The sequence below is a fragment of the Paenibacillus sp. FW104-T2 genome (assembly GCF_058789975.1).
On the sequence record NZ_JBYTCE010000002.1, the window covers coordinates 247,004 to 273,722 of the forward strand.

The window sequence follows — 26,719 nt, forward strand, 5'->3', positions numbered from 1 at the left end:
GTTTGCGGCAAATTTCCAGCAGCTTACCGTTTTGCTTTGACAAAACGTTTCGTAAAGCTTACCATCTAGGATAGAAAGGAGAGGTCGCCATGAATTGGCTCGGATCCTTGCAGCAGCTCGGACGAGCGGTAATGCTGCCTACAATGGTCCTGCCCGCAGCCGCAATTTTGCTGAGTGTTGGCAGTTTGCCCTGGGACGCCTGGGGATTGAAAGTTGTTGGTGAAGTGTCTACCGTGGCCGGACACGGTATTTTTTATTTTTTGCCGTATTTGTTTGCTGTCGGTGTAGCATTGGGACTCTCCAACCAGGCCGGACAAGCGGGACTTGCCGCTTTGGCCGGTATCGTTATATATGATCAGGTGACTCGCCATTTCGGGGATGGAACCATACAGCCAGCTTCTTTAGTTGGAATTATTCTCGGCGCTCTGGCCGGGGTGACACATAATCGGTTCAAAAGCATCAAGCTGCCTGAGATATTGCAATTTTTTGGCGGGTCCAGGTTTGTATTGCTGATCGTTGGGCTGTGCTCGGCGCTGTTTTCCTGTTTCATGCTGTGGCTCGCCCCCATACTACAGCATGGACTGAATGCGATCGCCGCTTGGGAATACAGTCTCGGCGGTTTTGGGTTGTTCATTTACGGAGTGCTATACAGAGTATTGGTTGCATTTGGACTGCATCACTTGCTTAACAATGTGTTCTGGTTTCAGCTGGGGACGTATGAAACGCCAGACGGTAACATTGTGCAGGGGGATCTGCCACGTTTTTTTGCAGGCGATCCAACGGCGGGTTACTTTATGGCAGGGTTGTTTCCCATCATGATGTTTGCCATACCTGCCATTGCCTTTGCAATTATCCAGGAGGCAAGGGAAGATCTGAAACCGAAGATCAAAAAGACATTTCTCACTTCTGCGTTGGTTTGTTTTCTGACAGGTGTATCCGAGCAGATTGAATTTGCCTTTTTGTTTGCAGCACCTTATCTGTTTATCGTACATGCCGTTATGTCCGGACTTGCGATGTGGATTGGTTATTGGCTTGATATCAGGCACGGCTTCTCTTATTCCGCCGGGATTATCGATTACATACTCAACTTCCATCTATCAGAGAATGCTTGGAAACTCATACCGATTGGCATACTATATGGGCTGGTTTATTACTTCCTGTTCCGTTGGGCCATCCGTACGTTCAAGATTCCAACGCCAGGACGGGAAGAAGGCTCCATGCTGGAGGATTGGGTGGGGAATATTCCTTACCAGGCACCATTGATCCTGGAAGCATTGGGCGGTAAGGAGAACATCGTTCAGGTAGAGGCATGTATTACACGGCTTCGTCTGACGGTGCACAACGACCGTCTCATCGATACGGGAGCCATGAAGAGTATGGGGTCTGCGGGGCTGATCAAGCTCGGTGGCGGTAACGTCCAGGTCGTGTTTGGCACGTATTCCGAATTGATTCGTGAAGAGATTGCCAAGCTCCTGGAGCGGGATTTGCCGCAAGTCCTGTTCTGTGCACCGGTTCAAGGCAAAATGCTGCCGATCGAAGAGGTGCCTGATCAGATCTTTGCAGCGAAGCTGGTTGGGGATGGGGTGGCTTTTGTTCCGGAAAAGGGAGAGCTGGTGTCACCAGTCTACGGAACGATTATGCACCTGTATCCGACGATGCATGCTTTGGGCATATCCACTCGGGAAGGACTTGAGGTCCTGCTTCATATCGGTATCGATACCTCGCAGCTGAAGGGGCATTTTGAAGCCTTTGTTCAGGAAGGAGATACCGTCGAGCCCGGGCAGTTGTTGATCAAGTTTGATCTGGCTGTATTGCGGGCAGAGGCAGCTTCACTCACTACACCGATGGTGATTACGAATCCGGATCGTGTTAAATCATGGAGCTTTGCTCCATTTAAGCAAGTCAAGAAAGGTCAGGCATCCGTCATGTCCGTGGTGCTCTATGACAGGAACGTTGGAGGGGTAGAATGAAGATACAAGGCATCAATGGAGCTGCAGGCGTAGCCATCGGCAAAGCATTTGTCCTGCCCAGTTGGGAATGGGATCTGCCGGACCAGAAGATGGACTCGGTGGATCTCGCCCAGGAGTTCGAACGGCTGTACGAGGGAATACGGACATCGAAGGATGAGATCGAATTTATCAAGAATGAGTTCAAGGAAGTTGTCGGTCCGGAGGAGTCCAGCATCTTTGATGCACATCTGGCCATTCTGGAAGATCCGGTATTCATGAACGAGATTCGCGGCATTATTGAACGGCAGTACAAAGCGGCAGAAGTGGCGGTAAAAGAAGCCATTGACCACTTTGTTACCATGTTCGATTTGCTGGATGATGAATATATGAAGGAACGGGCGATCGACATCAAGGATGTCGGCAACCGATTGTTGAAGCATCTGCTGGGAGCCCCGGAGATTACGCTCCCTTCGGATACTCAACCTTATATACTTGTAGCCAAGGAACTGTCTCCATCACAGCTGGCCCATCTGAATCCCAGTCACGTACTGGGCATTGTGACCCTGATCGGTGGCAAGACGTCGCATTCGGCAATTATGGCCCGTGCGCTTGGCATCCCCCTCGTTTCCGGTTTGGAAGCGAGTGTTGGCATGCCAGTGGACACCGGGGATATGTTAGTGGTGGATGGTGATAACGGCTTGGTATTCACAGAACCGGATCGCAAGACAATTGAACGGTACACCATGATTCGCAGCAAACAGCTGAAGAAAAAGGAACAGCTCCAAGTACTCGCTACAGTGGATGCGATCACGAAGGACGGAGCAATGCTGCATCTGGCATCGAACATCAGCTCCGTGAAGGAGCTGGATCTGGCTCTCAAGCACGGGGCAAAAGGTGTAGGCCTGTTCCGCACGGAATTTTTGTACATGGACCGTGCGACCTTCCCAGGCGAGCAGGAACAGTATGAGGTGTATCGTTTGGTAGCGGAGAAGACGGCAGGTCAATCCGTGGTCATTCGTACACTGGATATTGGCGGTGACAAACAGCTCGATTATTTCGAACTGCCTGAAGAGGATAATCCATTTTTGGGTTATCGGGCCATCCGGATCAGCCTGGACCGCAAGGATCTGTTTAAGACACAGCTCACAGCAATTCTGCGGGCCAGTGCGGCAGGGAACGTCAAGATTATGTATCCCATGATCTCCTCTGTGGAAGAACTTAGACAGGCCAATGAGGTTCTGCGTGAAGCGATGGCCGATCTGGATGAACGTCAAATTGCTTATGATCCTCATATTAAAGTGGGAATCATGATCGAAGTGCCTGCAGCAGTCATGATTGCTGACCTACTGGCCGAGGAAGCGGATTTCTTCAGCATCGGGACAAACGATCTGGTACAGTACGTGCTGGCTGTAGACCGTATGAATGAACAGATTGCTCACATGTACCATCCGTATCATCCGGCAGTTCTGAGAATGCTGCGTGCAACGGTCGATGCTGCTCGCACCGCTGGAATTGAGGTTAGTGTGTGCGGGGAGATGGCAGGTGACGAACGTTCCATTCCACTTTGGCTGGAGCTGGGCATTCGTAATCTTAGCATGTCACCGCAATCTCTGCTGCGGGTGAAGCACAGGGTGCTGAACACAACAGCCGTGGACGCCAAAGAAGTGGCGCGTGACTGCTTTGCACTGAGAACCAGTGCAGACATTGAGCAGCGTTTGCAGAAATATAATGATTCAACAGGAAATCCTGATGAACAAAGCGGGTCCAATGCTTCTTGAATCCATTGAGGCATGAAAAATACCTTTAAATTAATATATTCATTTTTATACCATTTAAGTTAATATGATACAAAAAAGAGCCCTCGCCATGAGCGAAGGGCTTTTTTTGTATTCCTGATTTACTTTTCAGCAAGTGCATCACAGAATGCTTTGCCATAGGGAGGAAGATCAGGCGGACGACGAGCCGAAATGATATGTCCATCGACAACAACGGCCTCATCCTTCCAGATTGCTCCGGCATTTTCCATATCGTCCCGAATGCCAGGTGTGGAAGTTACGGTGACCCCATCCAGAATTTTGGCGGAGATCAGCACCCAGCCAGCGTGACAGATCTGCCCAATCGGCTTGCGATCTGCATGCATGTCCTTCACCAGTTCAAGGACTTTCGGATAACGGCGGAGCTTGTCAGGTGCCCAGCCGCCTGGCACGAGAATGCCATCATATTGTGAACTGTCCAGTTCATCGAAGCTGTATTCCGCTTCAGCGGGAACACCGTATTTTCCGATGTAGACTTTACCTTTTTTCTCTCCAGCCAGATGTACCTCTGCACCTTCTTCACGCACACGATGTACCGGGTACCACAACTCCAGATCCTCAAATTCTTCATCGACCAGTGCGATGACTTTTTTTCCTGTTAATCTCATAACCATCTCTCCTTTTGCCGTGGTTAGGATGTCGCAACTTATATTGTAACAGATTCTGTATGACACTTCATGATTGTGCATTTTCCCTGTTCGGATAGCGGTTACATATATATGAAAGCTTATTTTCGACAACCTGCATTTGGGGGGAGTGGTAATTTGTACAACCTGTGGTTTGCAGCAGGATTTACGCGGAAAAAGGTCGAATGGTAACGTATACGAGTATAGAACGAATGAGGTGATGAATGTGCGCAAAACGTGCAAATGCGGACATGTAATGGAATTGGAATTGAGAACTGTAGTTTATGCGAAAAAAGTGGAGATTCGGAATGTGCCAGTTTTCGCATGCACGGATTGTGTTTCATACGAAGTATTACAGCCGGTCAAGCCGGATTTGAAAGAATGTATCAGCAAGCTGGGGGAACAACCCGTGAAACAGGATCTATCCTTTGGCAAGCAAAATGAACTTGCAGATCTCTTTCATGAACAACTGCTGGCCTGGCCAGATGCAAGTGATCGCGAGATGGAACATCACATGCAGCAAGCCGTAAACGAACGAATTAATCTGCTGCTTGATATTATGGGATATGCTCAGAAGTCGGGCGACGAAGAATGGATGGAAACCACGGAGCGGAGGCTGAGCCAATTGTCCGGTTTTGTATGGCAGGCGCATTTCTCGAATGCTGTCTAATTTTGACGTGCTAAATGCTTGTTTTCATGAAAATTGGCTTTTTCATGCGCTTTTTGTTAAGATATCCTAGAGTGAAAACGCTAAACATAGCGGTATTCCTGAAAAAGGGGGATGTATATCAAATGGCTGACATGACTAAAATGACAAGTATTGAACAGCTAAACTCCGCAGTGGAGGCTACTGAAGACCAACCCTTACTTCTGTTTAAGCACAGCACACGCTGCCCGATCAGCGCGAATGCTTATCAGGAGATGAACAATTATTTGCAAAATAATCCTAATGAAAATGTAAACTATGGCATCATTTACGTCGTGGAAGATCGGCCTGTGTCTAATGAAGCAGCCGACAAGCTGGGAGTTAAGCATGAATCTCCGCAGGCGATTCTGGTCAAAAAAGGAATCCCTGTATGGCATACTTCCCATTCGGATATTACTTCGTCCACACTCACGAATGCTCTAAGTGAGTCCTAAAGCCTATTTTAATTGATTAATGCAAAAATTTGTCGTAATATAAATCTTAATGAAAATGGTATGAAAATTTACTGGTAATGGAGAGAAGTACTGTGACGGTAACCATTTATGATGTGGCACGTGAAGCTGGTGTGTCCATGGCAACGGTATCGCGGGTGGTAAATAACAACCCGAATGTTAAGCCACAAACGCGCAAAAAAGTATATGAAGCCATCGAGCGGTTGGGATATCGTCCGAATGCGGTAGCCAGAGGTTTGGCGAGCAAGAAGACAACCACGGTCGGGGTCGTTATTCCGGACATTTCAAACTCGACTTTCGCAGAGATTGCCCGCGGGATCGAGGATATTGCGAATATGTATCACTACAACATTATTTTGTGTAATGCGGACAAGAAAAAGGAAAAAGAAATCCGTGTCATCAACACGCTGCTGGAGAAACAGGTAGATGGCCTGCTCTTCATGGGTGGAACAGTAACGGATGAACATATTCAGGCGTTTCAGTCTGCGGCTGTACCAATCGTGCTCTGTGCAACGAGTGACGAGAAGGGAACATATCCTTCCGTGGATATCGACCACGAAGCTGCAGCTTTTGATGCGGTGAACACATTGATTCGTCATGGGCATAAGGAAATTGCGATGATCAGTGGTACACTGCAGGATCCTGCGAACGGGTTTGCCCGTTTCCAAGGGTACAAAAAAGCACTTGAAGCGGCGGGAATGGAATATCAGGAGGATCTGGTACGGATCGGTAACTATCGTTACGAGTCCGGTGTGGAAGCAATGAAATATTTCCTCGGACTGAAGAAGAGACCAACCGCCATCTTTGCTGCAACGGACGAAATGGCCATTGGTGCCATTCACTCCATTCAGGATGAAGGCTTGAAGGTACCAGACGACTTCTCCATCATTAGTGTGGATAACATTCGTATGGCTTCCATGGTTCGTCCTCAATTGACAACGGTGGCACAGCCGATGTATGACCTTGGCGCAGTAGCGATGCGTTTGCTCACCAAGTTGATGAAGAAGGAAAATGTGGAGAACCCACGGGTTATTTTGCCGCATGAAACGATTCTTCGTCTGTCAGTAAGCCACGCTGGCTAAGCCAAAGCAATTCGGAAAGGGAGAAGGAATTCTCTCTACATAATGGATATACGGAAGCTCCGGAGACGGAGCTTTTGTGCTTCATGAGGATGAATCAGGCGAACCGGACAGGTCCGGAAGTGAATAGGGGGTAGCAAGATTGAAGGAAACGATTGGGATCATTGGAGCTATGGATGAAGAAGTAGAACTTCTGCTGGCTGGCATGAAGCAGCTGGAGACGGTGAAGCAAACCGGCATTACATATGTGGCGGGTGAATGGCTGGGCAAGCAGATCGTGGTGTGTAAATCGGGTGTCGGCAAAGTGAACGCGGCGGTGACCACGCAAATTTTGATCGATCGTTTCCAAGTGGACCGGATTATATTTACGGGTGTTGCGGGCGCAGTCAACCCGGAACTGAACATTGGAGATATCGTAATCTCTTCCGTATGCGTTCAGCACGACATGGACGTTACTCCGCTCGGCTTCGAACGGGGAGTGATCCCGTATCAGGAAACCTCCGCATTCCCCGCGGAACCTGCTCTGATTGCATTAGCAGAGGAAGCGTGCAAGGCACAGGGAGCCAAGTATCTGATTGGTAAGGTATTGTCCGGAGATCAGTTTATTGCGAGCAAGGAGACCGTGAACATGCTGTATACCGAAATGAATGGAGCATGTGCGGAGATGGAGGGAGCTGCCGTCGCTCAGGTTAGCTTCATGAATCGGGTTCCTTTTGTTGTGCTGCGCGGCATGTCCGATAAAGCGGATGGGTCGGCTCATGTGAACTTTGCTGAATTTACCGTGCAATCCTCTCAGCGTTCTCATCGGATTGTCGAGCACATGCTTGAAAATATGTAATGTGGAGTCTCTTTCAGAAGCTGCCATATAGAATTATGAGTCTATAAACGAAAACCGCCTTTCGTGGGCAGTCCCAGTTTGCCATCTGGAGCTGCCGAGAGAGGCGGTTTTTTTCAGATACACGTATATCTCAATAAAGGTATTAATACATGAAGCGATGACGAAACCGTACACGGTCGAATTGTTCCTCGGAGGACATGGGTACTTCACTGCCGATGCGCACCATGAGACAGTTGGCCGGATGAGAGCAAATCTCGGGATCGTCCGTGGCGTACCACGTCATGTCCACAGTCTGCATCAGTCGCTCCATCATTTTGCGATAATCCCAGACGGAAAGGCCGCTGCCCTTCAGATCCCAATGCCAGTAATATTCCGTGGTGAACACAATATATCTTTCCATCTGTCCATTTTCAAATGCGGTGAGCAGCATCTCGCGTCCGACCCCGAGTGAACGGTATTCGTCAGCCACTTCGATAGCTCCGAGCTCAATGAGATCCATCATGTTCCCTTCAGACCAGCGTTCACAATCATCCGCATAGTGAAATGTAACATATCCGATAATCGTCTCATTTTCACGTGCAATGATGATTCTTCCTTCAGGCAATGCCGCGATTTCGGCCAGCGCTTCCTGCTGCTCAGAAGGACGACGAAAGGCATCCAGATCGGGATGGAACGCAAGTTTGGTGATTGCCTCGGGAGGCACAGGGCCTTCTACCGTGACTCGGTGGCCGGACTTGAAGATGGAACGCATATGATACGCCTTGATATGCTCCATGGTTCATGCTCCTCTCTCCCCCTACTTATAGCAAAAAATCAAAAAATTGAAAACCCATAGACGATGATTGTGTAGATTTGCTATAATTGCGTAGACAAAAAACGTTCACAATTCAAGCAGATTTGAGTTCATTGGTTTGGCCAGACAGGTACATGATGAGAATTTCTCTCTATTAATGTAAGCGCTAACTGGAAGTTCAGTCAACACAAAGGCAATGAGAAGTAACCCATTATGGGAAATCGAAATGTCGAGTTGAAGGAGGCTGGCAAGCATGAGTCAAGCACATGGTGAGATGCTGCAAACGGTTGTGTCTGAATCTAACCTGGGCGATTACACAGAGGCCCGAAGCCGGTTTGATTGGGAATCGGTGGAGAGGCACTTTACGTGGCACGCCAGCGGAAAAGTCAACATGGCGCATGAAGCGATTGATCGTCATGTACTGGAAGGAAGAGGCGGGAGAACGGCACTGTTATACAGTGATGCCTCGCGTGAAGAAGCGTATACTTTTGCGGATTTGAGCGAGCAATCAAACCGTTTTGGGAATGTCCTGCGCAAATATGGCATTGTCCGGGGAGACCGGGTGTTTATTTTTATGCCAAGAAGTCCTGAGTTGTATTTCAGCCTGCTTGGTGTGTTAAAAGCAGGAGCTATAGCCGGACCCCTGTTTGAGGCGTTTATGGAGACGGCAGTCAAAGACCGGCTGGAAGACAGCGGGGCCGTAGCTCTCGTCACGACGCCAGAACTGCTGGGACGCATTAAACGTGCGGAACTGCCGGAACTGAAGCATATCTTTGTTGTGGGTGGAGGTGCCCAGACTGAAGAGGGTCTAATCGACTTTGACGCAGAGATGTCTGCAGCCTCGGATGATATGGAAGTGGAGTGGCTGAATCGTGAGGATGGGTTGCTTATTCACTATACATCGGGCTCTACGGGCAAGCCTAAGGGGGTCTATCACGTCCAAAATGCCATGATTCAGCATTACTATACAGGCAAGGTAGTTCTTGATTTACGGGAAAATGACGTGTACTGGTGTACGGCTGATCCTGGATGGGTAACAGGTACCTCTTACGGAATTTTTGCACCATGGCTGAATGGAGTGACCAATGTCATTCGTGGTGGCCGGTTCAGCCCGCAAGATTGGTACAGCACCATTGAGAAAAATAAAGTCAGCGTCTGGTACAGTGCTCCGACCGCGTTCCGTATGCTGATGGGTGCAGGGGACGAGACTATTGCACAACATGATCTCAGCAGCTTGCGGCATGTAATGTCGGTTGGAGAACCGCTCAATCCGGAAGTGGTGCGTTGGGGATGGAAAGCCTATGGTCAGCGGATTCATGATACCTGGTGGATGACAGAGACCGGAGCACAGCTGATTTGTAACTATCCGGAGATGCCGATTAAGCCTGGTTCAATGGGGCGGCCGCTGCCTGGAATTGAAGCAGCCATTATCGATGACCGGGGACAGGAACTCCCTCCATACAGCATGGGGAACCTCGCTATACGTACACCTTGGCCATCCATGATGGCGAAGATTTGGAACAATCCGGCAAAATACGATGAGTATTTCAGGCTGTCTGGCTGGTATGTATCCGGGGATTCGGCGTATATGGACGAAGAAGGGTATTTCTGGTTCCAGGGCCGGATCGATGATGTAATCAATTCTTCCGGAGAACGTATTGGTCCATTTGAAGTGGAGAGCAAGCTCGTAGAGCATCCTGCCGTAGCAGAGGCCGGTGTTATCGGTAAGCCGGATGTGACGCGCGGGGAGATTATCAAGGCGTTTGTAGCGCTGCGTGAGGGCTATGAAGCGACTCCTGAGTTGAAGGAAGAAATCTATCGATTTGTAAAAGAAGGCTTGTCTGCTCATGCAGCTCCGCGAGAGATCGAGTTTAAGGATAAACTTCCCAAGACTCGTTCCGGTAAAATCATGCGACGTGTGCTGAAGGCTTGGGAGCTCGATTTGCCGACAGGTGATCTGTCCACCATTGAAGATTAATAACCGATGAAGATTAATTACTGAATACGCGGTGCCTGTATTTTTAAGAACTAGCCTGATTTGCGTAAGATGCAGATCAGGCTTTTTATTATATGAAGAAAAGCCCCCATCCTCTAATGAGAGGGTGGGGGCTTAAAAAAACGTGCGTTACGGCAATCTTACGGTTGATATGGGACAGCAACAGAGGGCTCGGATTCTCCTACACTGTTGATGGCAGATACTTTGAACCATCCGCTTGTAGAGGCTGGTACACCGTAATCCATTGAGGTACCCGAAGTTGTTCCAATCTTGGTGTAAGGGGCAGAGCCCGTTTCACTGTAATAGACGGCATAGCTCTGTACACCATCGCTCTCCGGATTGGAGGCCCATTGAACGCGCAATCCTTGGGTGAGAGCTGCTACGCTAACCTGTCCAGGGGTACCTGGAACGGTGGTTGTAGCGTTATTGTTTTCATTTTCTTCCGGCTCAACGATGGTTCCAGGAACATTGATCGGTTCTTTTACTTCCTCATCTGGGAGTGGATCTGAGACTCCTGCACTGCTAACCACAGCACTAGGAGCAGACTCTTTGCCGGCTACATCGACAGCAGTGACATAGAAAGTGAAATTCCCGCCCTGTGCGTATGCTGTAAATGATCTCGATTCACCTGTCAGGACAACTTGGCCCTGATTCTGGAAGCCGGCACCATTTACGGAGCGATACAACCGATATCCGACAACGTCATTTTCAGGCGTTGCGTTAAATGTAATTACAGCTTTGCCATTAGCAACGGATATCCTCACATTCCCTGGTGCATCTGGTGCCTTGCCATTGTCCGATCTCGGGTCGACTTGTGTTGGCATGTCTGCATCCGCATCTTCTGGCAGGTAATAGGCAAGGGATTCGTGACGGCTCATCCGTGAAAATGCATTTTGCAATTCCTTGATCAGATCGGAGATCGGTTTCTTCCGTTTAATAACCGTCTTCTCCTTCAGCATGTCGCCAGGTGTTTCATCACGAGGGATGTAGTTTACACCATTGTAGGTAATGTATTTTGCTTTGGCGACACCATCATCACTATCTTTGGGAATAAATTTGCTGTTGAAAATATCGGTTACAAATTTGTCAGTCAGTGATGTTGGCAGTTTGCCGCTATAAGCAGATACCGTACGTGTTTCAATGCCCGATGGTTTCTTGAATGAATCCGTCACGAACAGTTCCTTGTCGGTTGCAACGACTTCATTCATAATCTGAGACCAGAGCTGCTGGGCACGTTTACGCTGAGATTTGGTTTCAAGGGTGTTAACAGGCTGTTTGTATCCAACCCACACACCAAGCGTAACATCAGGCGTATAGCCTTCAAACCAGACATCCGCATAGTTTTGCGTTGAACCCGTTTTTCCTACGATAGGTGCACTTTTCGTATACTTATACGTTTCACGAACCTTATCCGCAGTACCTTCGGTAATTACGGTTCTTAGCATGTCTGTCATCAGGTACGCCGTCTGTTCGGAGAATGCCTGGACAGGTTCGGATTCATGTTTATAAACGATATTTCCTTTGGAGTCTACAATTTTGCTAATCATGTATGAGTCGTTATATACCCCATTGTTCGCAATAGCTCCGTAAGCATTCGTGAGTTCTTCAACGGTTACACCGTACTGGAGTCCCCCGAGAACACCCGTCTGAGCCTGATAATCTTGCTGCTGAATAGTCGTTATGCCAAGCTTCTTGGAGAATGCCCAGGCTTTTTCGATCCCGACGTCTTCATTGAAGAGTTTGAGTGCAGGAACGTTCAGGGAATAGTTCAGCGCTCTACGAGCGGTTACAAGTCCCTGATAACGATTGTTCGCATTCTTCGGAATATGGAACCCGTTAGGGCCATCCTTAAGAATAATCGGTGAATCATCAATGATGGACGCTGGTTGTACCAGTCCTTCTTCCAGAGCAGGCAGATAGGCGGCAATAGGTTTCATCGTTGAACCAGGCTGACGGATCATCTGGGTCGCATAGTTCATCTGTTCATCCTGGAAACTGCGGCCTTCGATCATGCCTAGAATAGCCCCGGTTTTGTGATCAATCATGATAGCTGCAGTCTGTTCTTTTCCCTTTTTGGGATCGTCCGCAGCAAAATTGCTGTCATTCTCGGCAATGGTACGCATGGTTTTGTACACACTTTTGTTAATCGTTGTGTATATGCGATAGCCACCTGTACGCAATTGCTGCTGAGCTTCTTCGAGCAGAGCACTGCTTTCCTTTTGGGACCCATCCTCGGTAGAATCTGAACCCTCGGAAGTTCCTTCAGCTGCTGTGTCAGAATTCATTTGTTTCATCAAAATTTGTGCAGCCTGGCGTTCGGTTTCCATCATAAGATATGGATAAGTGTTGTAAGCCTTGACGGTCTTCGGTGCCAGTGAACTCTTAATATCAAAAGCAAGAGCTTCGTCATACTCGGTTTGATTGATTTTGCCAAGTTCAAGCATACGGCGTAATACCAGATGCTGGCGGTTGATTGCACGCTCAAAATTATCCTCTACAAAATCGCCTTTTCCGTTAAAGGCTGAGTAAGAGGAGGGGAGCTGAGGCAATCCGGCAAGATAGGCTGCCTGAGCCGTGTTTATTTTCTCCAGATCATTAATGTTGAACAGTCCTTTGGCGGCTGCCTTGATCCCATACACATTATATCCACTGGAGCCGTTACCAAAAGGAACTTTATTCAGATACGCGGTCATGATCTCGTTCTTGGTCAGGAATCGTTCAAGTCGCAAGGACAGCAGTATCTCCTTGACTTTGCGGTCTTCGGTACGATCCAGATTCAAGAACACACGCCGTGCCAATTGCTGAGTCAGCGTACTTCCGCCCGTTTGCACAGACTCTTTCAGCACCTTCTGCTTCACGGCTCGGAGCGTTCCGCTCATATCTACACCTTTATGTTCGTAAAAATGATTGTCTTCAATCGATATGACAGCATCAATAACTTTCTGTGGTATCTGGTCAAAGGTGACCGGACGCCTGTCTTCTTCCGTACGTAATTGACCGATCGGGCTACCGTCGGCAAAGTAAGCAAAGCCTGTGATGGAGTTTTCGCTGACTTTTTGTTCAATCAGGGCCCTGGAGCGGACGGGCTCGTCTTTTACAATGGAACTGACGTATCCCATCAGAGCACCGCCTACAAATAGTGCCCCCATAAAACCCAGGACAACCACCCATTTGACGACACTACCCAGTCTGCGGGCGAAGCTGCGCTTGCGGGCAGGCTGTTCATCGGGCTTTTTCTTATTAACATCAACCATTCAGTGTCTTCCTCCTTTTAACAGCACTTATTATAGCATAAAAAGGCGGGTTTGCATGCCTGAGAAATACAAGCAATGGTCGAAAATTGCCATTATTTTATGGAATATGAAATTTTTCATGCCTACTAAATCCTGTATGCAAAAATTTGCAGACAACAAAAAAGCGATCCGAGAAAATCTCGAATCGCTTTTTGTGTGATGCTTTACTGAAATTCCAACGATTAACGGTTGTAGAACTCGACGATTTGTTTTTCGTCGATATCTTGGGACAACTCGGAACGCTCAGGCAGACGGATGTATTTACCTTCTACAGCAGCGTCGTTGAATTCAAGGTATGCTGGAAGATGCGAACGGTTTTCCAAAGCTTCCTTAACGGAAGAAAGACCGCGGCTTCTTTCACGCAGGCCGATTACATCGCCAGTGCTTACTTGGTAAGAAGCGATATCGACTTTTTTACCGTTTACTGTTACGTGACCGTGGGATACCAACTGACGTGCTCCTGCACGGGAGTTAGCAAATCCAAGACGGTAAACGAGGTTGTCAAGGCGGCACTCAAGCAAGAACATGAAGTTTTCACCCGCGATACCTTGCATTTTTTGCGCTCTAGCAAACAGAGTGCGGAATTGTTTTTCGCCCAAACCGTACATGTGGCGAAGTTTTTGTTTTTCTTGCAACTGCATACCGTAGTTGCTCATTTTTCTGCGTTGGTTAGCTCCGTGCTGACCTGGAGGGAAAGGACGTTTCAATTCTTTGCCTGTTCCGCTCAGGGAAATGCCGAGGCGACGGCTCAATTTAAATTTAGGACCAGTGTAACGTGCCATGTTTATAGTAGCTCCTTTTTAGTTAAAGTTCATATAGGGCTCTGTTTGCGCTCCAATTTGTTGATGCGGGCAAGGCCACACATACGTCAATCAGGAAAGTTCAGCCGCTGTCCTGAAAGCAACAAAAAGAATGAGGGTGACACAACCGGTAATGCCCAAATTTAAAGACCCATTAGTAGTCTTCATCAACAATTTATATTACAGTTTAAAAGAGACAAAGTCAAGAGTAGGAGAAAGGCAAAAAAACGTCTAAATTTGTCGATAGGTCATTAGGCCCAAAAAAATGGGACGATTTTCTGAAATATGGATGCAAAAAAGCAATAAAGAGAGTAAAATAGAATGTATCTTAACTTTAAATGATCATGTACATTAAGGTTATCGTAAGGTTTTTGCAGGTTTGCGATAACGTCTGCAGATTAATGCATCCCTTTAGAGGTTGCAAAAACGGTGCAAAGGAGCGCCTGACATGTTAGAACATCTAGGAAGTTTACCAGCCAGCATGCATTCGCCAAGTTCGGGCGATTCCGCATCTTCTGCAGCTCAGCGTAATGAGCATGCGTTCTGGATGCAGCAAATGGATATCACACCTTTTGATTTCTCATATTTGAAAAACTTGCTGCAGCAAGCCTATACGGATTGGCTGACTCAGCATGATTCGAACTGGAGCGCATCATCTGCGATTTACAGCGTGTGGAATACAGAAGGTACTTGTGTAGCAACGACCGCCGATGAGTCTATGGACAGGCCTGAATCAGTTCAGACGGTAATGATGTGCCTTGAAACCGGACGGGCGGAATCATTGCGGGGTTCAGATGAATACGGGGATTTCCTATACATTGCCGAGCCTCTGTTTTCCAGAATCAACAAGGATATGTTCGCCGTGTTTACAGCTTTCATTTACGAGCCTCATCGTTATGAAACATCAGAAGAGATTGTTCGATCTGAGGCAGCGCATTATCGTACTTGCTTTTACCGAAGATTTGAATACATATTTATGGCAGATCTGCTAAAAGCTCATGAGCAAACGGCGCGTGAAGAGCACCGGAGGTCCATTCTTTTTCAGATCGTGCAGCGGATGCATGACAAAATGGACGTGGATGCCATATTGGACGAGGTATTTGACAGTATTGATTATTTGTATCCGACCACACACATGAATCTGTACATGTCCCAAGATCGCAACAGTTCCAATCCGAGAATCAGACCTTTGCTTGTCCATGAACATGGGGAAGATATTTGTCTCCGTTCATTTAAAGATGGACAAACGATAGTCATTCGCTCCGATCAGGGGGAGAATCGTATTGTGGAGGTCGGACTTCCGCTGAAAGGGAAGCAGGGTATCTATGGTGTGTTTCATATCGAGATGAATGACGAGCTCATGGAAGAGCCGGACTTGCAGCTTATCACCATGATGGCTGATATGGCAGGAACTGCTTTTGAGAATGCCAAATTGCATGAGCAATCGAACATGTTGATTCAGGAACTTCGTCTAATCAATGATTTGACACAACGTCTAAATAGAAGTCTGCAGTTGAAAGAGATTTATAAAATGGCCGAGTTGGAGTTAAAGGATATTTTTCAAGCTGAATCCTGTTGTATTCTTCAATTGAATGACACCACGAATCGTTTCGAAGTGATGTCATCCAATATTGGGGAAATGCGTCATAAATCCTTTTCGCTGGATTACGGTATCGCTGGTCTGCTGTATCAGACAGAAGAACCGCTCATTTTGTCCAATTATGCACAGTACACCAAAGTGTCTTCCGTGTTTATGGAGATTACCAGCTCCATGTCACTGATGGCTTCACCGATTCGAGTCAACGGTCAAGTGAAGGGAACCATTTTGCTGGGTCATCCCAAACAGCAGTATTTTTCATACGATAATTATCGTCTGCTGCAAATGCTGTCCATTCACGTAGGACTGGCTCTCTCCAATGCAACGCTGCATGCGGAGGTTCGCCGTTTGGCCAACCTTGATATGTTAACTGGACTGTACGTCAGACATTATCTCGATAGTGTCATTCACGAAAAGCAGGCCCATGAATTCTGTGGTTCATTAATTGTGGTTGATATTGATCAGTTCAAACAGGTGAACGACACATTTGGCCATCAAACCGGGGACCAGGTGTTGAAGCAGGTTAGTGATATTGTTAAATCCTCCGTTCGTTCCGATGATATCTGTGCCCGGTGGGGTGGCGAAGAGCTTGCCATTTACGTGCCGCAGCTGGGGATCCGCCAGGCACTCGAGTATGCAGAGGTCATACGCTCCCGAGTGGCGGAAGAGACTAGGCCACCCGTGACCGTATCCAGTGGTATAGCCGAGTGGAACTGGATGGATGACAAGGTCAGTGTAGAATCATTATTCTACCGGGCAGACATGGCGCTCTACGAGGCGAAACATAACGGACGCAACCGGATCGTGCTGGAAGAACAGGAAGTTACACGCTAAGAGAGAACAATTCCATGGATTGGAGTCGTTCTCTCTTTTTTCTTTTGCAGCAAAGTTTGCGTTGATGTGAAGTATAAGGGTATACAGGAGGGGCAGGCTATGGAGAACCTTGGACGGAAGGATGGATTTTAGATGATTACAAGGCAGGGTATGCGTACATTAATGCTGCTTTTGAGTGTTGTTATCCTTTCTGCACCGGGCTGTGGGCTGATACATCGTGAACGCACTCCAGAAGAGGTGTTTTCCATGGCCTTATCCGGAATTGCAGGTAAGGAGAAGCTGGATTTTGTAGGGGAAGCAGGGTTAAGACGAGAGAGCAGCGGACTTTTTGAAAATCAGTTCAAATTTGAAGGAAAGCTGGAAAATCATGATCAGCTAACGCTGCAGACACGACTCCCAGGAGCAGTCACTGCAGCAGGGTCGAGTAAGGTAAACGGTATGCATGCCGCTTCTGCAAATCTGATTACCCAACCAAGCGGATTCAGCGCCTCTTTTCAACGAAAAAAGGGACAATGGGAGGCATTGACCGCAGAGCAAGAACCACTCCGTGGATCGCTGTCCCGTTTCAACCCCATCGCCCAACTGGAGAATATTGACCGGATGAACAAAACGATAAAATCCGAATACGGTTCTGGTCGAAGAACAAGGATCCTGCGGATTGAACTGGCACCTGAAGATGCCAAAGCCTGGGCCACAACCCAGTTGAACGACGAGATGAACGCGATTAAGGCAGAATATATGCACAAGGCGAGTAATATCAAAGGGGCGAGCAAGGCGAAGCTTGAGAAGGAATTGAGCCAGGTTTGGCTGCAGGGTGAAGCCAGTATGGAGCAAATGATGAAACAGGCTAAAGTACAAACGGTATATCATCTGACTGTGGATCGGAAGACCAGTTTGCCGCTGCGGCTCTCTTCGGAAAGCCAGGTGACGTACCAAGATGCAAGCAACAAAAGCACCAAAGAAGCTCTGGTCATGGATGTTAATTTTAAAACATATGATTAGACGTGGGGTCTGCCTGCTGACGGGATTGCAGTAGCGTGCTACAATAGTATCGTAATTTACCGTTGTTCAATTTTTGAATGGCAGATGACAGGAGGATTTACGAGATGAAGGACCCACGAATTCAGAAACTTGCAGCTAACCTGGTTGGCTACTCTGTAGATGTACAGCCTGGCGAGAACGTGCTGGTTGAGATGATTGGATCGGAACGTGATCTGATCAACGCTATTATTGAAGAAGTAGGCAAAAAAGGCGGCAATGTTTTTGTGCAGCTGACCGACAAGACGGTACAACGTGCGATGTTGAAAAATGCTACAGAAGAGATGATGAAAACCTGGGCAGAGATTGACCTGAACCGCATGAAACAAATGGATTGTTACATTGGTATCCGCGCAGGCGAAAATGTGAACGACCTGTCCGACGTGCCGGAAGAAAAAATGAAAATGTATAACTCCCTGTATTCCCATCCGGTACATAGCGAGCAGCGAGTTAAACATACGAAATGGGTTGTGCTTCGTTACCCGAATGCCAGCATGGCGCAGCTTGCGAATACCAGCACGGAAGCATTCGAAGATTTCTATTTCGATGTGTGCAACCTGGATTATGCCAAAATGGACAAAGCACAGGATTCCCTGGCTAACCTGATGAACCGTACGGACAAAGTTCGTATTACAGGACCAGGAACAGATCTAAGCTTCTCCATTAAAGATATCGGTGCAGTGAAATGCTCTGGTCAAAAAAATATTCCTGATGGCGAAGTTTACAGTGCGCCTGTGCGTGATTCTGTAAACGGAACAATCAGTTATAATGCAGCAACCCTGTACAACGGGGTAACATTTGAAAACATCAAGTTCACCTTCAAGGATGGCAAGATCGTTGAAGCGACAAGTAACGATACTGAACGTTTGAATGAGATTCTGAATTCCGATGACGGTGCACGTCATATTGGTGAGTTCGCAATTGGCTTCAACCCGCATATTCTGCATCCAATGAAGGATATTCTGTTTGACGAGAAAATTGCAGGCAGTCTGCACTTTACTCCTGGGCAGGCATATGAAGAAACGGACAACGGAAATCGTTCCTCCATTCACTGGGATCTTGTGCTTATCCAGCGCCCAGACTACGGCGGCGGCGAAATTTATTTTGACGATGTGCTGATTCGTAAAGACGGCATCTTTGTAATTCCAGAGCTGGAATGCCTGAATCCAGACCAATTGAAGTAACTGCGGGATTTTGCTGTTGCTAGGAAAGCGGATTCACGGTATCATGTAGTGGTAATTAATAGATGATACCAAATGTGAAAAGACGGAGGGATTCCTATGTCGAGTAATAACGCGGCTGTAGTGGAAATTGCTCAAACAGCAGGCAAGTTTACTTCTTCAATCGTGCTTCATTCGGAGAACAAGTATATTGATGTGAAAAGTATTCTCGGTTTGTTTACCACGCTGATCAGCACACACAGCTATGAACTTCATGTTCATGGACCAGATGCAGACGAAGCAAAAGCAGCCATGTCAGAAGTATTTGCCAAACATGGCCTGAATGTAAGCATCGCATCCGAGTAATCATTCCAGGAAGCATCTCCGCCTGTCTTGGCGGGGGTGCTTTTTCGTATACACCAAATGAACAGGTTCTTTGGGTCCGTTGCCGAGGAGTTAAAATACGTGATGTCCAAGCCTTCGTTTTGAGTGGTTATTTTGGTCAGGTTCTTGTATTAGCTCCTGATTTCGTCTAATATTAGAGGTAGAACGTCTTTACGCGATTTTTGGGACATAGGGGGGAAAAATGCATGACTTCATCTGATCTGCAGGACCAGCTGAACATGAAAGCGATCAGTCTTCTTCAAGAAGATGCAGATAAAATACAGAAGCTTATTGAAGTACAGATGGAGAATCTGGCTACCCGCTACTGCCCTCTCTATGAGGAAGTATTGGATACACAGATGTATGGGTTCTCCAAGGAAGTCGATTTTGCTGTTCGTGCAGGGCTTCTTCCTGAAGGTGCTGGTAAGCAGCTGGTAAGCGCGCTTGAGCGGAATCTGGCAATTCTATATGAAGCTTTGAACAAAAAGAATGAGCAATAGCCTGCAATCGTGTGGGTCAGAATAGAAGGCATGCAGGAGTTTTGCATGCTTTTTTTGTATGTTTTAACGTGGTGAAAATATTGAGTGCGCAGCGTAAGCGACCATAAACAAAAGCAGTCTGGAAACGGGTTTCCGGACTGCTTTTGTTATTCGTTATATATGTCTGAATTGATGTTGCTTCTAACGTTACACCAGGAAGAAGGATACACCCAGAATGATGTACACAACCAGCAGGAGCAACCCCTCATACCAGTTCGTTGAACCATCCTGGGTAATCGACTTGGCGATAAATACGGATACTCCAATGGCAAGAAGCTCAATCGTTGTGAAGACGATATCCATGGTTCTGCCTGTAAAGTAACTCACAAAAATCAGCACAGGTGCAACAAAAAGTGCGATTTGCAAGCTGCTTCCGACCGCAATCTCTACAGCGGCACCGATCTTGTTTTTCATGGCAAGCATAATGGCTGCACTGTGTTCGGCCGCATTACCGATAATCGCAACCAAAAATGCACCAACGAACAGTTCGCTCAGACCAAACTCTTCGGTAAATACCTCGAGAGTACCCACGAGCCATTCACTGACAAAGGCTACCATAACTGTGGCGATAACCAGGTATAGAATCGATTTTTTCTTGGACCACGCCGGCGCATGTTCATGCGGTAATTCTTCGTCTTCATCGACAGTGACATCTGCGAGATAGTTCTTGTGTGTTATCATCGAGAATAAGAGCCAAGCGATATAGGCAATAATCAACAGCCCTGCGACAATCAGGCTAAGCGTATCTGTGTCCTTTTGAGTAATCGAATGGGTGTTGAGAAAAACAGCTGGAATGAACAGGGCAATGATCGCCACAATCATCAGGGAGCCGTTTAGTCCCGCAAGGGAGACGTTGTAATTTTGAATTTTGAACTTGAGTCCTCCGGCAAAGATGCTAAGCCCCAGCACCAGCAGCAGGTTTCCGATAATGGAACCGGTGAGGCTGGCTTTTACCATGTCAAATAGTCCTTCTTTGACCAGAAAAATGGCGATGATCAATTCGGCAGCGTTACCGAACGTTGCATTCAAGAATCCGCCAAGTCGCTGTCCCGCATAATGCGCAACATTTTCGGTGGCTTTCCCTAAAAAACCGGCCACAAAAATAACCGAAATGGCTGAAATCACAAACTGCAGGATCGGATTCCAATGCAGATAGTGGGCGATGGCGCTGAGGGCAAAGAAGACAATCAGCAAAATGGATGAAATCCGGTTTCTCACAACAAACACCTCGGTTAAAATTATTTTGTTTTAAATGACAATGAAAGCCTTATGAGATTATTTTCATATTTCAATATAACCAAATGGTGGGAGGTTGTAAACGCATGTTTTCGAGTTTAATTTGCTTTTTGGGGTGGAAAGGATTTAAAATACGAGTAACGAAGTGAAGGAGGATGTGGCATGGCAGAACAACTTCAACTAGAAGGCGGTAACATCCGGATTGCCGATGACGTGGTGGCGAAAATTGCCGGAATGGCTGCGATGGAGACACCCGGGATTGCCGCAATGTCTGGAGGATTGTCAGAGGGCTGGGCCAAACGTCTCAGCGGTAAAAACGTACAGAAAGGCGTAGGCGTTGAGGTCGGCCAACTGGAAGCAGCCATTGATCTGCGCATCATCGTCCTGTATGAGACACCGATTCATGAAGTATCCCGTATGCTTCAGCAGAATGTGAGAGAAGCGGTAGAGACCATGACCGGATTGCGCGTTGTCGAAGTGAACGTGAAGGTAGAAGGCGTATCCTTCAAAGGCGACGACCTGTAAGGTATTAACCTTCAATTTAACTGGAGCAGATGAACGTTGATGTTCTCTGAGCTCCAGTTAACCCAAAAAAGACTTCACATCCCGAGGATGCGAAGTCTTTTTTTATTCTGGTACACCTGTTAACGAATACGACGAATGGATTTGGAATCCCGTGAACGAAGAGCGGGAGAAGTACGTGTTTGCGTTTGTACCGTTACGGACTTGGTTCTCTCTTCCTTAATGACATCCTGGTTGTTCGTACGCGAAATACTGAGCAGAATACCCATGGCCACCATCATCACAAAGAGTGAGGTACCTCCATAACTGATAAACGGAAGGGTAACCCCCGTCACCGGTATGGTCTGGGTCACGCCTCCGATATTGATGAACGCCTGAATGGCGATCAATCCCATGATTCCGATACCCACAAGCGTTCCGAACGGATCAGGACAGCGCAACGAGACGATAATGCCTCGCCAGATAAAGTACAGATAAACCAAAAGGAATAGCGTACTCCCCAGGAAACCAAGCTCTTCCCCAATAACAGAGAAAATGAAGTCATTATACGCGTTTGGCAGATAATGAAGCTTCATCGTACCTTGTCCAATACCCGAACCGGTCATGCCGCCGTCACCGATGGCCACAAGGGAGCGAAAAAGGTTGAGACTACCACCACTAGTGTCCGATAACGGATCAAGGAATGCCTGAATACGCCCGATCTTGTAATTCTGCTCGGCAGAGGCCGCAGTAGTACTGTCCACAGCGTCTGAAGGAGACATGGAGGAGAAGAGGGCATTCGCACCGAGTGCGAGTGCCCCTCCCAGTACAACTAGCAGGATCGAACCCATAATATGCTTCATGCTTGCTCCGCCTGCATAGATGACGAGACCACAGGTGGATACCAGAATGAAGCAGGTACCGAAGTCCGGCTGCAGCATAATCAATCCTGCAATGAACCCGACAATGACTAGGACCGGAATATAACCTGTCTTGAGGTCCCTGAAGCGTTCGCCTTTTTTGGTGATCAGTGCAGAAAGGTATAGGATTATGGCAATTTTGGCGAACTCCGCAGGCTGAAGGCTAAAGCCAAAGATGCGGATCCAGCTTCGTGCACCGTTCAACATGGCGCCTGTAACTAGTACGAGCACCAGCAATACCGTGGTGAACAGGAAAAAAGGTGCATAAAGCTTCTTGTATTTATTAAAACGAATGTTCATGGCAAAGAACATACCAACTAAACCGATAACCGCCCACATAAGTTGTTTTTTCGTGAAGTATAGGGGATCATTGTTAAAGCTACTGTTTGCAATTGCAATGCTGGAACTGGAGCTGAATACCATCAGCAGTCCAAAGCCCACTAACAATAAAGTGAGGATTAGCAGTTGGAAATCCGGCGTGCCTCTCTTCGTTTTCGTTTGGGCCGATTGTTGTTTCATGGTTTGGCCCAGCCTATGCTTCCAGCAGTTCTTTGAGCTGCTGCAATTTTTGGGCTGCCAGCTTCACGACTGGCTGCGGAACGGTAGAGTCATAATCGAGACCGTGCGGAAAGGTTGCTTTGCCAAGATAAACAGCCTCGACAGAGAGCACGGTATCCGGTTTTTCAAGTTTGCCATCTACTACACGGGTGTTGATACGTACAAAGTATTCTGAGTTGGTGTTGTCATCTTCAATTTTGTAGTCATATGTAGCACGGTAATACTCCCATTGCCACCGGACAAATCCGACTTTCTCGGCGCTCTCATCCAGGTATGCCAAGTCGCTTTTCAAGCCATCCAAGCCTGTATTCTCAAAAATCATAAGCGTCTGATCCTCCTCATAGCTTCCGAGTATAATTCTCGTGCATTTCTCTAGTTCATGATAGTATGTTTCCCCTTCCCGTGCAAGCTTTCCCAAGGCGTTTCGTATCGGTTTTCTTCCAATTCTGCTACAATATACAGCAATAGGTTTGAAGAGGATGGTTCGGACTTGATGAAAGTTCCGTTCAAGATCGAAAGGATGGGGAGAAAATGACAAATAATATATGGTGGGACGATCTGCAAATCCATATGGTGGAATGGCGGCGTCATCTTCATCGCAATCCCGAGGTTTCCTTTCATGAGGAAAAGACATCTTCTTTTGTAGCGGATATGCTGGAGAGCTTTGGTGTTGAAGTGAAACGTCATGTAGGTGGTCAGGGTGTGATTGGTACGATTCGGGGGGACAAGCCCGGTCCAGTCGTCATGCTTCGGGCTGATATGGATGCACTGCCTATCCAGGATGAGAAGGACGTAGAGTATGCCTCACAGAAGGCAGGAGCAATGCATGCCTGCGGTCATGACGGTCATGTTTCCATTTTACTTGGAACGGCATTGTATTTCAGCAAGCACAAGGCTGATATCCAAGGTGAGATTCGCTTTTTGTTCCAGCCTGCGGAAGAACTGCTTCCTGGAGGGGCTGTGAAAGTCATTGCGGATGGTGCGCTTGAAGGCGTGGATGTCATCTATGGCATCCATCTGTGGACGCCTCTTCCGGTCGGAGTGGCAGCCAGCAAGGAAGGACCGCTGATGGCGGCTGCTGACGACTTTTACATTGAGATCAAAGGAAAGGGCGGACATGGTGGCATGCCGCAGTCGACCGTGGACAGTCTGGTTGCAGGCTCTGCACTTGTCATGCAGCTGCAGACGGTGGTCAGCCGCTCCGTGGATCCGCTGCGACCTGCGGTGCTGACGATTGGTACAATGCAGGCAGGATCTGCCCAGAATGTCATTGCCGAGTCCTGCAAAATGAGTGGAACAGTCCGAACGTTTGATGAAGAAACGAGAGCCGAAATGAAGGAACGTGTACATCGCATCGTTTCCCAAACAGGTGGTGCATATGGGGCACAGACGGAAGTGAACTACATCATGGGTTATCCGCCTGTAGTCAATGATAAGCAAGAAACGGACCGCTTTTTCCGCAAAGCCGTTCAGGTGTTCGGAGATGAACAAGTGCACACGTCTCCGATGCTGATGCCAGCAGAAGATTTCGCTTATTATTTGCAGCAGGTTCCAGGCTGCTTCATGTTTGTCGGGGCAGGGAATCCGGACAAAGACGCCATTTATCCGCATCATCATCCAAAGTTTGATTTTGATGAAGATGCCATGCAGCATGCGGTTAAGCTCTTTATTGCCATGGCTACCGATTATATGGGTGGCAACTAGAATGTTTTGGGTATAGTTGGGCATCCTACTCATAGAAGTAGGGTGCTCATTTTTTTGCAAATTTACCGGGTAGGTGTCGGCTGTAAAGGTTCATTTCTGGGTGTGCCGGAACTGAACTTTTTGTCATGAGCATCTATTTTGGAGCACAACGTAATCGGTACCGGATCGGAGGAGTACACATGGAGAAGACGGATGCCTGTATTGTTCAACGGGATTTTACGGTTTTGCTGGAAGTGGGTCATCCGGGATTCGAGCAGGCACGGACACGACTAAGCGTATTTGCCGAACTTGTAAAGACGCCGGAGGGATTCCATACCTATCGCATGACATCATTATCCCTGTGGAATGCTGCAGCACTCGGTTGGAGTGCGGAACAAGTCGTTAGCAGTCTCGAGTCCGTTTCTCGCTGGAATGTACCCGCAGCACTTGTGCAGGATATTCGGAGAATCGTAGAACAATACGGGAAATTGAAGCTGCATTGGGAACAGGATCACCAGCACCTGCGTCTGGTTGGAGACAGTGAACAACTGCTGGATGAATTAAGTGGTCTCAAAACCATTGCGGCCTTTCGGATGGAGCGTGTTGCCCGGGATGAGCTTGTCGTTCGCGGAGAACAGCGGGGCTTGCTCAAGCAAGAATTGACGCGTCTGGGCTACCCTGTACTAGACTATGCAGGCTATCGCCCAGGAACACGTCTTCCGTTTGGTTGGAAAAATGAAAAGAATACACATCATGAAACCGATATCGATCAGAAAGCCTTTGAACTGCGTTCTTATCAGAAAGAAGCTGTAGACGCATTTGAGGGAAGTGAGGGCATGGGAGGGAGCGGGCTGCTCGTGCTGCCTTGTGGAGCTGGAAAAACAGTCATTGGCATGGCTGTGCTTGAACGTCTTCAATGTGAATGCCTCATCCTGACCTCCAATACGACCTCTGTGCGGCAGTGGATTCAGGAATTACAGGATAAAACCACCCTTACTTCCGATCAAATCGGGGAGTATTCCGGTCAGAAAAAACAGGTTCGGCCTGTCACGGTGGCAACGTATCAGATTCTTACACATCGAAAATCCAAAGATTCCGATTTTACTCACATTAAATTGCTGAGTGAGCGGGAATGGGGACTCATCATTTATGATGAGGTGCATTTGTTACCTGCTCCTGTCTTCCGGGCAACTGCGGATATTCAAGCTACGCGAAGGCTGGGATTGACGGCAACCTTGGTGAGGGAAGATGGATGTGAACAGGATGTATTCTCCCTCATTGGTCCTAAACTCTATGATATGCCATGGAAAGACCTCGAGCGGCAAGGGTGGATTGCCAATGTGCAGTGTCAGGAGATACGTGTTCCTTTTTCAACAGATCTGAAAACGACCTATCTGGAGGCAGAAGGAAAACATCAGTTTCGTCTTGCAGCGGAAAATCCTGCTAAGCTACAAGTGATCAGACGATTACTACGTCAACATGATGGTTTGCCTGCACTTGTGATCGGTCAGTATCTGGACCAGCTCGAAACCATTGCCCGGGAAATTGACGCTCCGCTGATCTCGGGTACGATGTCACAGCACGAAAGGGTAAAGTGGTTCGAATCCTTTCGGCGGGGCGAAATTAAAACCATTGTCGTTTCCAAGGTGGCGAATTTTGCTGTCGATCTTCCTGACGCTGCTGTTGCACTTGAGATATCGGGAAGTTATGGCTCCAGGCAGGAAGAGGCTCAGCGACTGGGCAGGATTTTAAGGCCTAAGCCTGGTGACAATAGAGCATATTTCTATGCGCTGGTATCAGAGGATAGCAAGGAACAGGAGTTTGCATTGCGCCGTCAGATGTTTTTGGTCGAGCAGGGATATGAATACTCCATAATACATGAACATACTTAAGTCATCATTAATCGTTAGTGTGGGAAAAGGA

General features: G+C 47.6%; 22 protein-coding genes. 15 read left to right on the forward strand and 7 right to left on the reverse strand.

Annotated elements, in window-relative coordinates:
* Positions 1 to 89 precede the first annotated feature (89 nt).
* Together AC3WQ3_RS03945 and ptsP are read left to right on the forward strand one after the other, a co-directional pair.
* Entirely contained in the window at positions 90 to 1,970 is a 1,881-nt protein-coding gene (locus tag AC3WQ3_RS03945; protein ID WP_095359384.1) for a glucose PTS transporter subunit IIA, read from the forward strand.
* Positions 1,967 to 3,727, forward strand: a complete 1,761-nt coding sequence (gene ptsP / locus AC3WQ3_RS03950; RefSeq protein ID WP_492471499.1) for a phosphoenolpyruvate--protein phosphotransferase — start codon at positions 1,967 to 1,969, stop codon at positions 3,725 to 3,727. The genes AC3WQ3_RS03945 and ptsP overlap by 4 nt, the downstream gene beginning before the upstream one ends.
* A 119-nt stretch (positions 3,728 to 3,846) precedes the next feature.
* On the opposite strand, the gene AC3WQ3_RS03955 is transcribed toward ptsP, so the two are convergent.
* Complete coding sequence (locus AC3WQ3_RS03955) at positions 3,847 to 4,371, reverse strand: type 1 glutamine amidotransferase domain-containing protein (RefSeq protein WP_492471500.1); 525 nt, start codon at positions 4,369 to 4,371, stop codon at positions 3,847 to 3,849.
* Positions 4,372 to 4,543: 172 nt separating this feature from the next.
* Between AC3WQ3_RS03955 and AC3WQ3_RS03960 the strand changes: the two genes are divergently transcribed.
* The 4 genes from AC3WQ3_RS03960 (at position 4,544) to AC3WQ3_RS03975 (ending at position 7,464) form a co-directional block, all read left to right on the forward strand.
* Positions 4,544 to 5,059, forward strand: a complete 516-nt coding sequence (locus tag AC3WQ3_RS03960) for a hypothetical protein (protein WP_492471501.1) — start codon at positions 4,544 to 4,546, stop codon at positions 5,057 to 5,059.
* 122 nt (positions 5,060 to 5,181) lie between these two features.
* Positions 5,182 to 5,529, forward strand: coding sequence for a bacillithiol system redox-active protein YtxJ (ytxJ, locus tag AC3WQ3_RS03965; RefSeq protein WP_127537844.1), 348 nt, complete (start codon positions 5,182 to 5,184; stop codon positions 5,527 to 5,529).
* A gap of 92 nt (positions 5,530 to 5,621) precedes the next feature.
* Positions 5,622 to 6,629 (forward strand): catabolite control protein A, encoded by a 1,008-nt coding sequence (gene ccpA, locus AC3WQ3_RS03970; RefSeq protein WP_492471572.1) that lies wholly within the window; start codon positions 5,622 to 5,624, stop codon positions 6,627 to 6,629.
* 139 nt (positions 6,630 to 6,768) lie between these two features.
* Positions 6,769 to 7,464, forward strand: coding sequence for a 5'-methylthioadenosine/adenosylhomocysteine nucleosidase (locus AC3WQ3_RS03975; protein WP_492471502.1), 696 nt, complete (start codon positions 6,769 to 6,771; stop codon positions 7,462 to 7,464).
* A gap of 142 nt (positions 7,465 to 7,606) precedes the next feature.
* Here the strand turns inward: AC3WQ3_RS03975 and AC3WQ3_RS03980 are convergent, their stop codons facing one another.
* A complete protein-coding gene (locus AC3WQ3_RS03980; protein WP_095359379.1) occupies positions 7,607 to 8,239 on the reverse strand; it encodes a GNAT family N-acetyltransferase in 633 nt (210 codons plus the stop codon).
* A gap of 271 nt (positions 8,240 to 8,510) precedes the next feature.
* Here AC3WQ3_RS03980 and acsA point away from each other — a divergent pair, with 271 nt between their 5' ends.
* On the forward strand, positions 8,511 to 10,235 hold the full coding sequence (gene acsA / locus AC3WQ3_RS03985) for an acetate--CoA ligase (RefSeq protein ID WP_154895376.1): 1,725 nt from the start codon (positions 8,511 to 8,513) through the stop codon (positions 10,233 to 10,235).
* A gap of 158 nt (positions 10,236 to 10,393) precedes the next feature.
* Here acsA and AC3WQ3_RS03990 read toward each other — a convergent pair whose 3' ends face one another.
* Together AC3WQ3_RS03990 and rpsD are read right to left on the reverse strand one after the other, a co-directional pair.
* Positions 10,394 to 13,507, reverse strand: coding sequence for a transglycosylase domain-containing protein (locus AC3WQ3_RS03990; protein ID WP_492471503.1), 3,114 nt, complete (start codon positions 13,505 to 13,507; stop codon positions 10,394 to 10,396).
* 221 nt (positions 13,508 to 13,728) lie between these two features.
* Positions 13,729 to 14,328 (reverse strand): 30S ribosomal protein S4, encoded by a 600-nt coding sequence (gene rpsD, locus AC3WQ3_RS03995; RefSeq protein WP_095290216.1) that lies wholly within the window; start codon positions 14,326 to 14,328, stop codon positions 13,729 to 13,731.
* A 466-nt stretch (positions 14,329 to 14,794) separates the two neighbouring features.
* Here rpsD and AC3WQ3_RS04000 point away from each other — a divergent pair, with 466 nt between their 5' ends.
* The 5 genes from AC3WQ3_RS04000 to AC3WQ3_RS04020 all read left to right on the forward strand — a co-directional run bounded on the left by AC3WQ3_RS04000 (position 14,795) and on the right by AC3WQ3_RS04020 (position 19,859).
* Positions 14,795 to 16,777, forward strand: a complete 1,983-nt coding sequence (locus AC3WQ3_RS04000; RefSeq protein WP_336780623.1) for a sensor domain-containing diguanylate cyclase — start codon at positions 14,795 to 14,797, stop codon at positions 16,775 to 16,777.
* 132 nt (positions 16,778 to 16,909) lie between these two features.
* Positions 16,910 to 17,779, forward strand: a complete 870-nt coding sequence (locus tag AC3WQ3_RS04005; protein WP_336780624.1) for a hypothetical protein — start codon at positions 16,910 to 16,912, stop codon at positions 17,777 to 17,779.
* Positions 17,780 to 17,883: 104 nt separating this feature from the next.
* A complete protein-coding gene (locus AC3WQ3_RS04010) occupies positions 17,884 to 18,999 on the forward strand; it encodes an aminopeptidase (RefSeq protein WP_095359374.1) in 1,116 nt (371 codons plus the stop codon).
* A gap of 96 nt (positions 19,000 to 19,095) precedes the next feature.
* Positions 19,096 to 19,341: an HPr family phosphocarrier protein gene (locus AC3WQ3_RS04015; RefSeq protein WP_095290222.1), complete on the forward strand. Its 246-nt coding sequence runs from the start codon at positions 19,096 to 19,098 to the stop codon at positions 19,339 to 19,341.
* Positions 19,342 to 19,565: 224 nt separating this feature from the next.
* On the forward strand, positions 19,566 to 19,859 hold the full coding sequence (locus AC3WQ3_RS04020; protein ID WP_095290224.1) for an Fpa/YlaN family protein: 294 nt from the start codon (positions 19,566 to 19,568) through the stop codon (positions 19,857 to 19,859).
* Positions 19,860 to 20,045: 186 nt separating this feature from the next.
* Here AC3WQ3_RS04020 and cax read toward each other — a convergent pair whose 3' ends face one another.
* Entirely contained in the window at positions 20,046 to 21,116 is a 1,071-nt protein-coding gene (cax, locus tag AC3WQ3_RS04025) for a calcium/proton exchanger (RefSeq protein WP_127537849.1), read from the reverse strand.
* A gap of 180 nt (positions 21,117 to 21,296) precedes the next feature.
* On the opposite strand from cax, the gene AC3WQ3_RS04030 reads away from it, so the two are divergent.
* Positions 21,297 to 21,659 (forward strand): Asp23/Gls24 family envelope stress response protein, encoded by a 363-nt coding sequence (locus AC3WQ3_RS04030; RefSeq protein ID WP_095290227.1) that lies wholly within the window; start codon positions 21,297 to 21,299, stop codon positions 21,657 to 21,659.
* 119 nt (positions 21,660 to 21,778) lie between these two features.
* Here the strand turns inward: AC3WQ3_RS04030 and ftsW are convergent, their stop codons facing one another.
* Both ftsW and AC3WQ3_RS04040 read right to left on the reverse strand, forming a co-directional pair.
* Positions 21,779 to 23,074 (reverse strand): putative lipid II flippase FtsW, encoded by a 1,296-nt coding sequence (ftsW, locus tag AC3WQ3_RS04035; protein ID WP_110759251.1) that lies wholly within the window; start codon positions 23,072 to 23,074, stop codon positions 21,779 to 21,781.
* A gap of 13 nt (positions 23,075 to 23,087) precedes the next feature.
* Positions 23,088 to 23,435, reverse strand: coding sequence for a YugN family protein (locus tag AC3WQ3_RS04040; RefSeq protein ID WP_095359371.1), 348 nt, complete (start codon positions 23,433 to 23,435; stop codon positions 23,088 to 23,090).
* Positions 23,436 to 23,644: 209 nt separating this feature from the next.
* Between AC3WQ3_RS04040 and AC3WQ3_RS04045 the strand changes: the two genes are divergently transcribed.
* Positions 23,645 to 24,817, forward strand: coding sequence for a M20 family metallopeptidase (locus AC3WQ3_RS04045; protein ID WP_492471505.1), 1,173 nt, complete (start codon positions 23,645 to 23,647; stop codon positions 24,815 to 24,817).
* 179 nt (positions 24,818 to 24,996) lie between these two features.
* Entirely contained in the window at positions 24,997 to 26,688 is a 1,692-nt protein-coding gene (locus AC3WQ3_RS04050; RefSeq protein WP_336780626.1) for a DNA repair helicase XPB, read from the forward strand.
* Positions 26,689 to 26,719: the final 31 nt, after the last annotated feature.

Bases quoted from the DNA above. Each gene is read 5' to 3' on its own strand.
- AC3WQ3_RS04020 (WP_095290224.1), top strand. From the start codon at position 19,566: ATGACTTCATCTGATCTGCAGGACCAGCTGAACATGAAAGCGATCAGT.
- AC3WQ3_RS04030 (WP_095290227.1), top strand. From the start codon at position 21,297: ATGGCAGAACAACTTCAACTAGAAGGCGGTAACATCCGGATTGCCGAT.
- AC3WQ3_RS04040 (WP_095359371.1), bottom strand. From the start codon at position 23,435: ATGATTTTTGAGAATACAGGCTTGGATGGCTTGAAAAGCGACTTGGCA.
- AC3WQ3_RS03955 (WP_492471500.1), bottom strand. From the start codon at position 4,371: ATGAGATTAACAGGAAAAAAAGTCATCGCACTGGTCGATGAAGAATTT.
- ytxJ (WP_127537844.1), top strand. From the start codon at position 5,182: ATGGCTGACATGACTAAAATGACAAGTATTGAACAGCTAAACTCCGCA.
- acsA (WP_154895376.1), top strand. From the start codon at position 8,511: ATGAGTCAAGCACATGGTGAGATGCTGCAAACGGTTGTGTCTGAATCT.
- AC3WQ3_RS04000 (WP_336780623.1), top strand. From the start codon at position 14,795: ATGTTAGAACATCTAGGAAGTTTACCAGCCAGCATGCATTCGCCAAGT.
- AC3WQ3_RS04045 (WP_492471505.1), top strand. From the start codon at position 23,645: ATGACAAATAATATATGGTGGGACGATCTGCAAATCCATATGGTGGAA.
- AC3WQ3_RS04005 (WP_336780624.1), top strand. From the start codon at position 16,910: ATGATTACAAGGCAGGGTATGCGTACATTAATGCTGCTTTTGAGTGTT.
- AC3WQ3_RS04010 (WP_095359374.1), top strand. From the start codon at position 17,884: ATGAAGGACCCACGAATTCAGAAACTTGCAGCTAACCTGGTTGGCTAC.
- AC3WQ3_RS03990 (WP_492471503.1), bottom strand. From the start codon at position 13,507: ATGGTTGATGTTAATAAGAAAAAGCCCGATGAACAGCCTGCCCGCAAG.
- AC3WQ3_RS04050 (WP_336780626.1), top strand. From the start codon at position 24,997: ATGGAGAAGACGGATGCCTGTATTGTTCAACGGGATTTTACGGTTTTG.
- ftsW (WP_110759251.1), bottom strand. From the start codon at position 23,074: ATGAAACAACAATCGGCCCAAACGAAAACGAAGAGAGGCACGCCGGAT.
- AC3WQ3_RS04015 (WP_095290222.1), top strand. From the start codon at position 19,096: ATGTCGAGTAATAACGCGGCTGTAGTGGAAATTGCTCAAACAGCAGGC.
- AC3WQ3_RS03980 (WP_095359379.1), bottom strand. From the start codon at position 8,239: ATGGAGCATATCAAGGCGTATCATATGCGTTCCATCTTCAAGTCCGGC.
- ptsP (WP_492471499.1), top strand. From the start codon at position 1,967: ATGAAGATACAAGGCATCAATGGAGCTGCAGGCGTAGCCATCGGCAAA.
- AC3WQ3_RS03945 (WP_095359384.1), top strand. From the start codon at position 90: ATGAATTGGCTCGGATCCTTGCAGCAGCTCGGACGAGCGGTAATGCTG.
- rpsD (WP_095290216.1), bottom strand. From the start codon at position 14,328: ATGGCACGTTACACTGGTCCTAAATTTAAATTGAGCCGTCGCCTCGGC.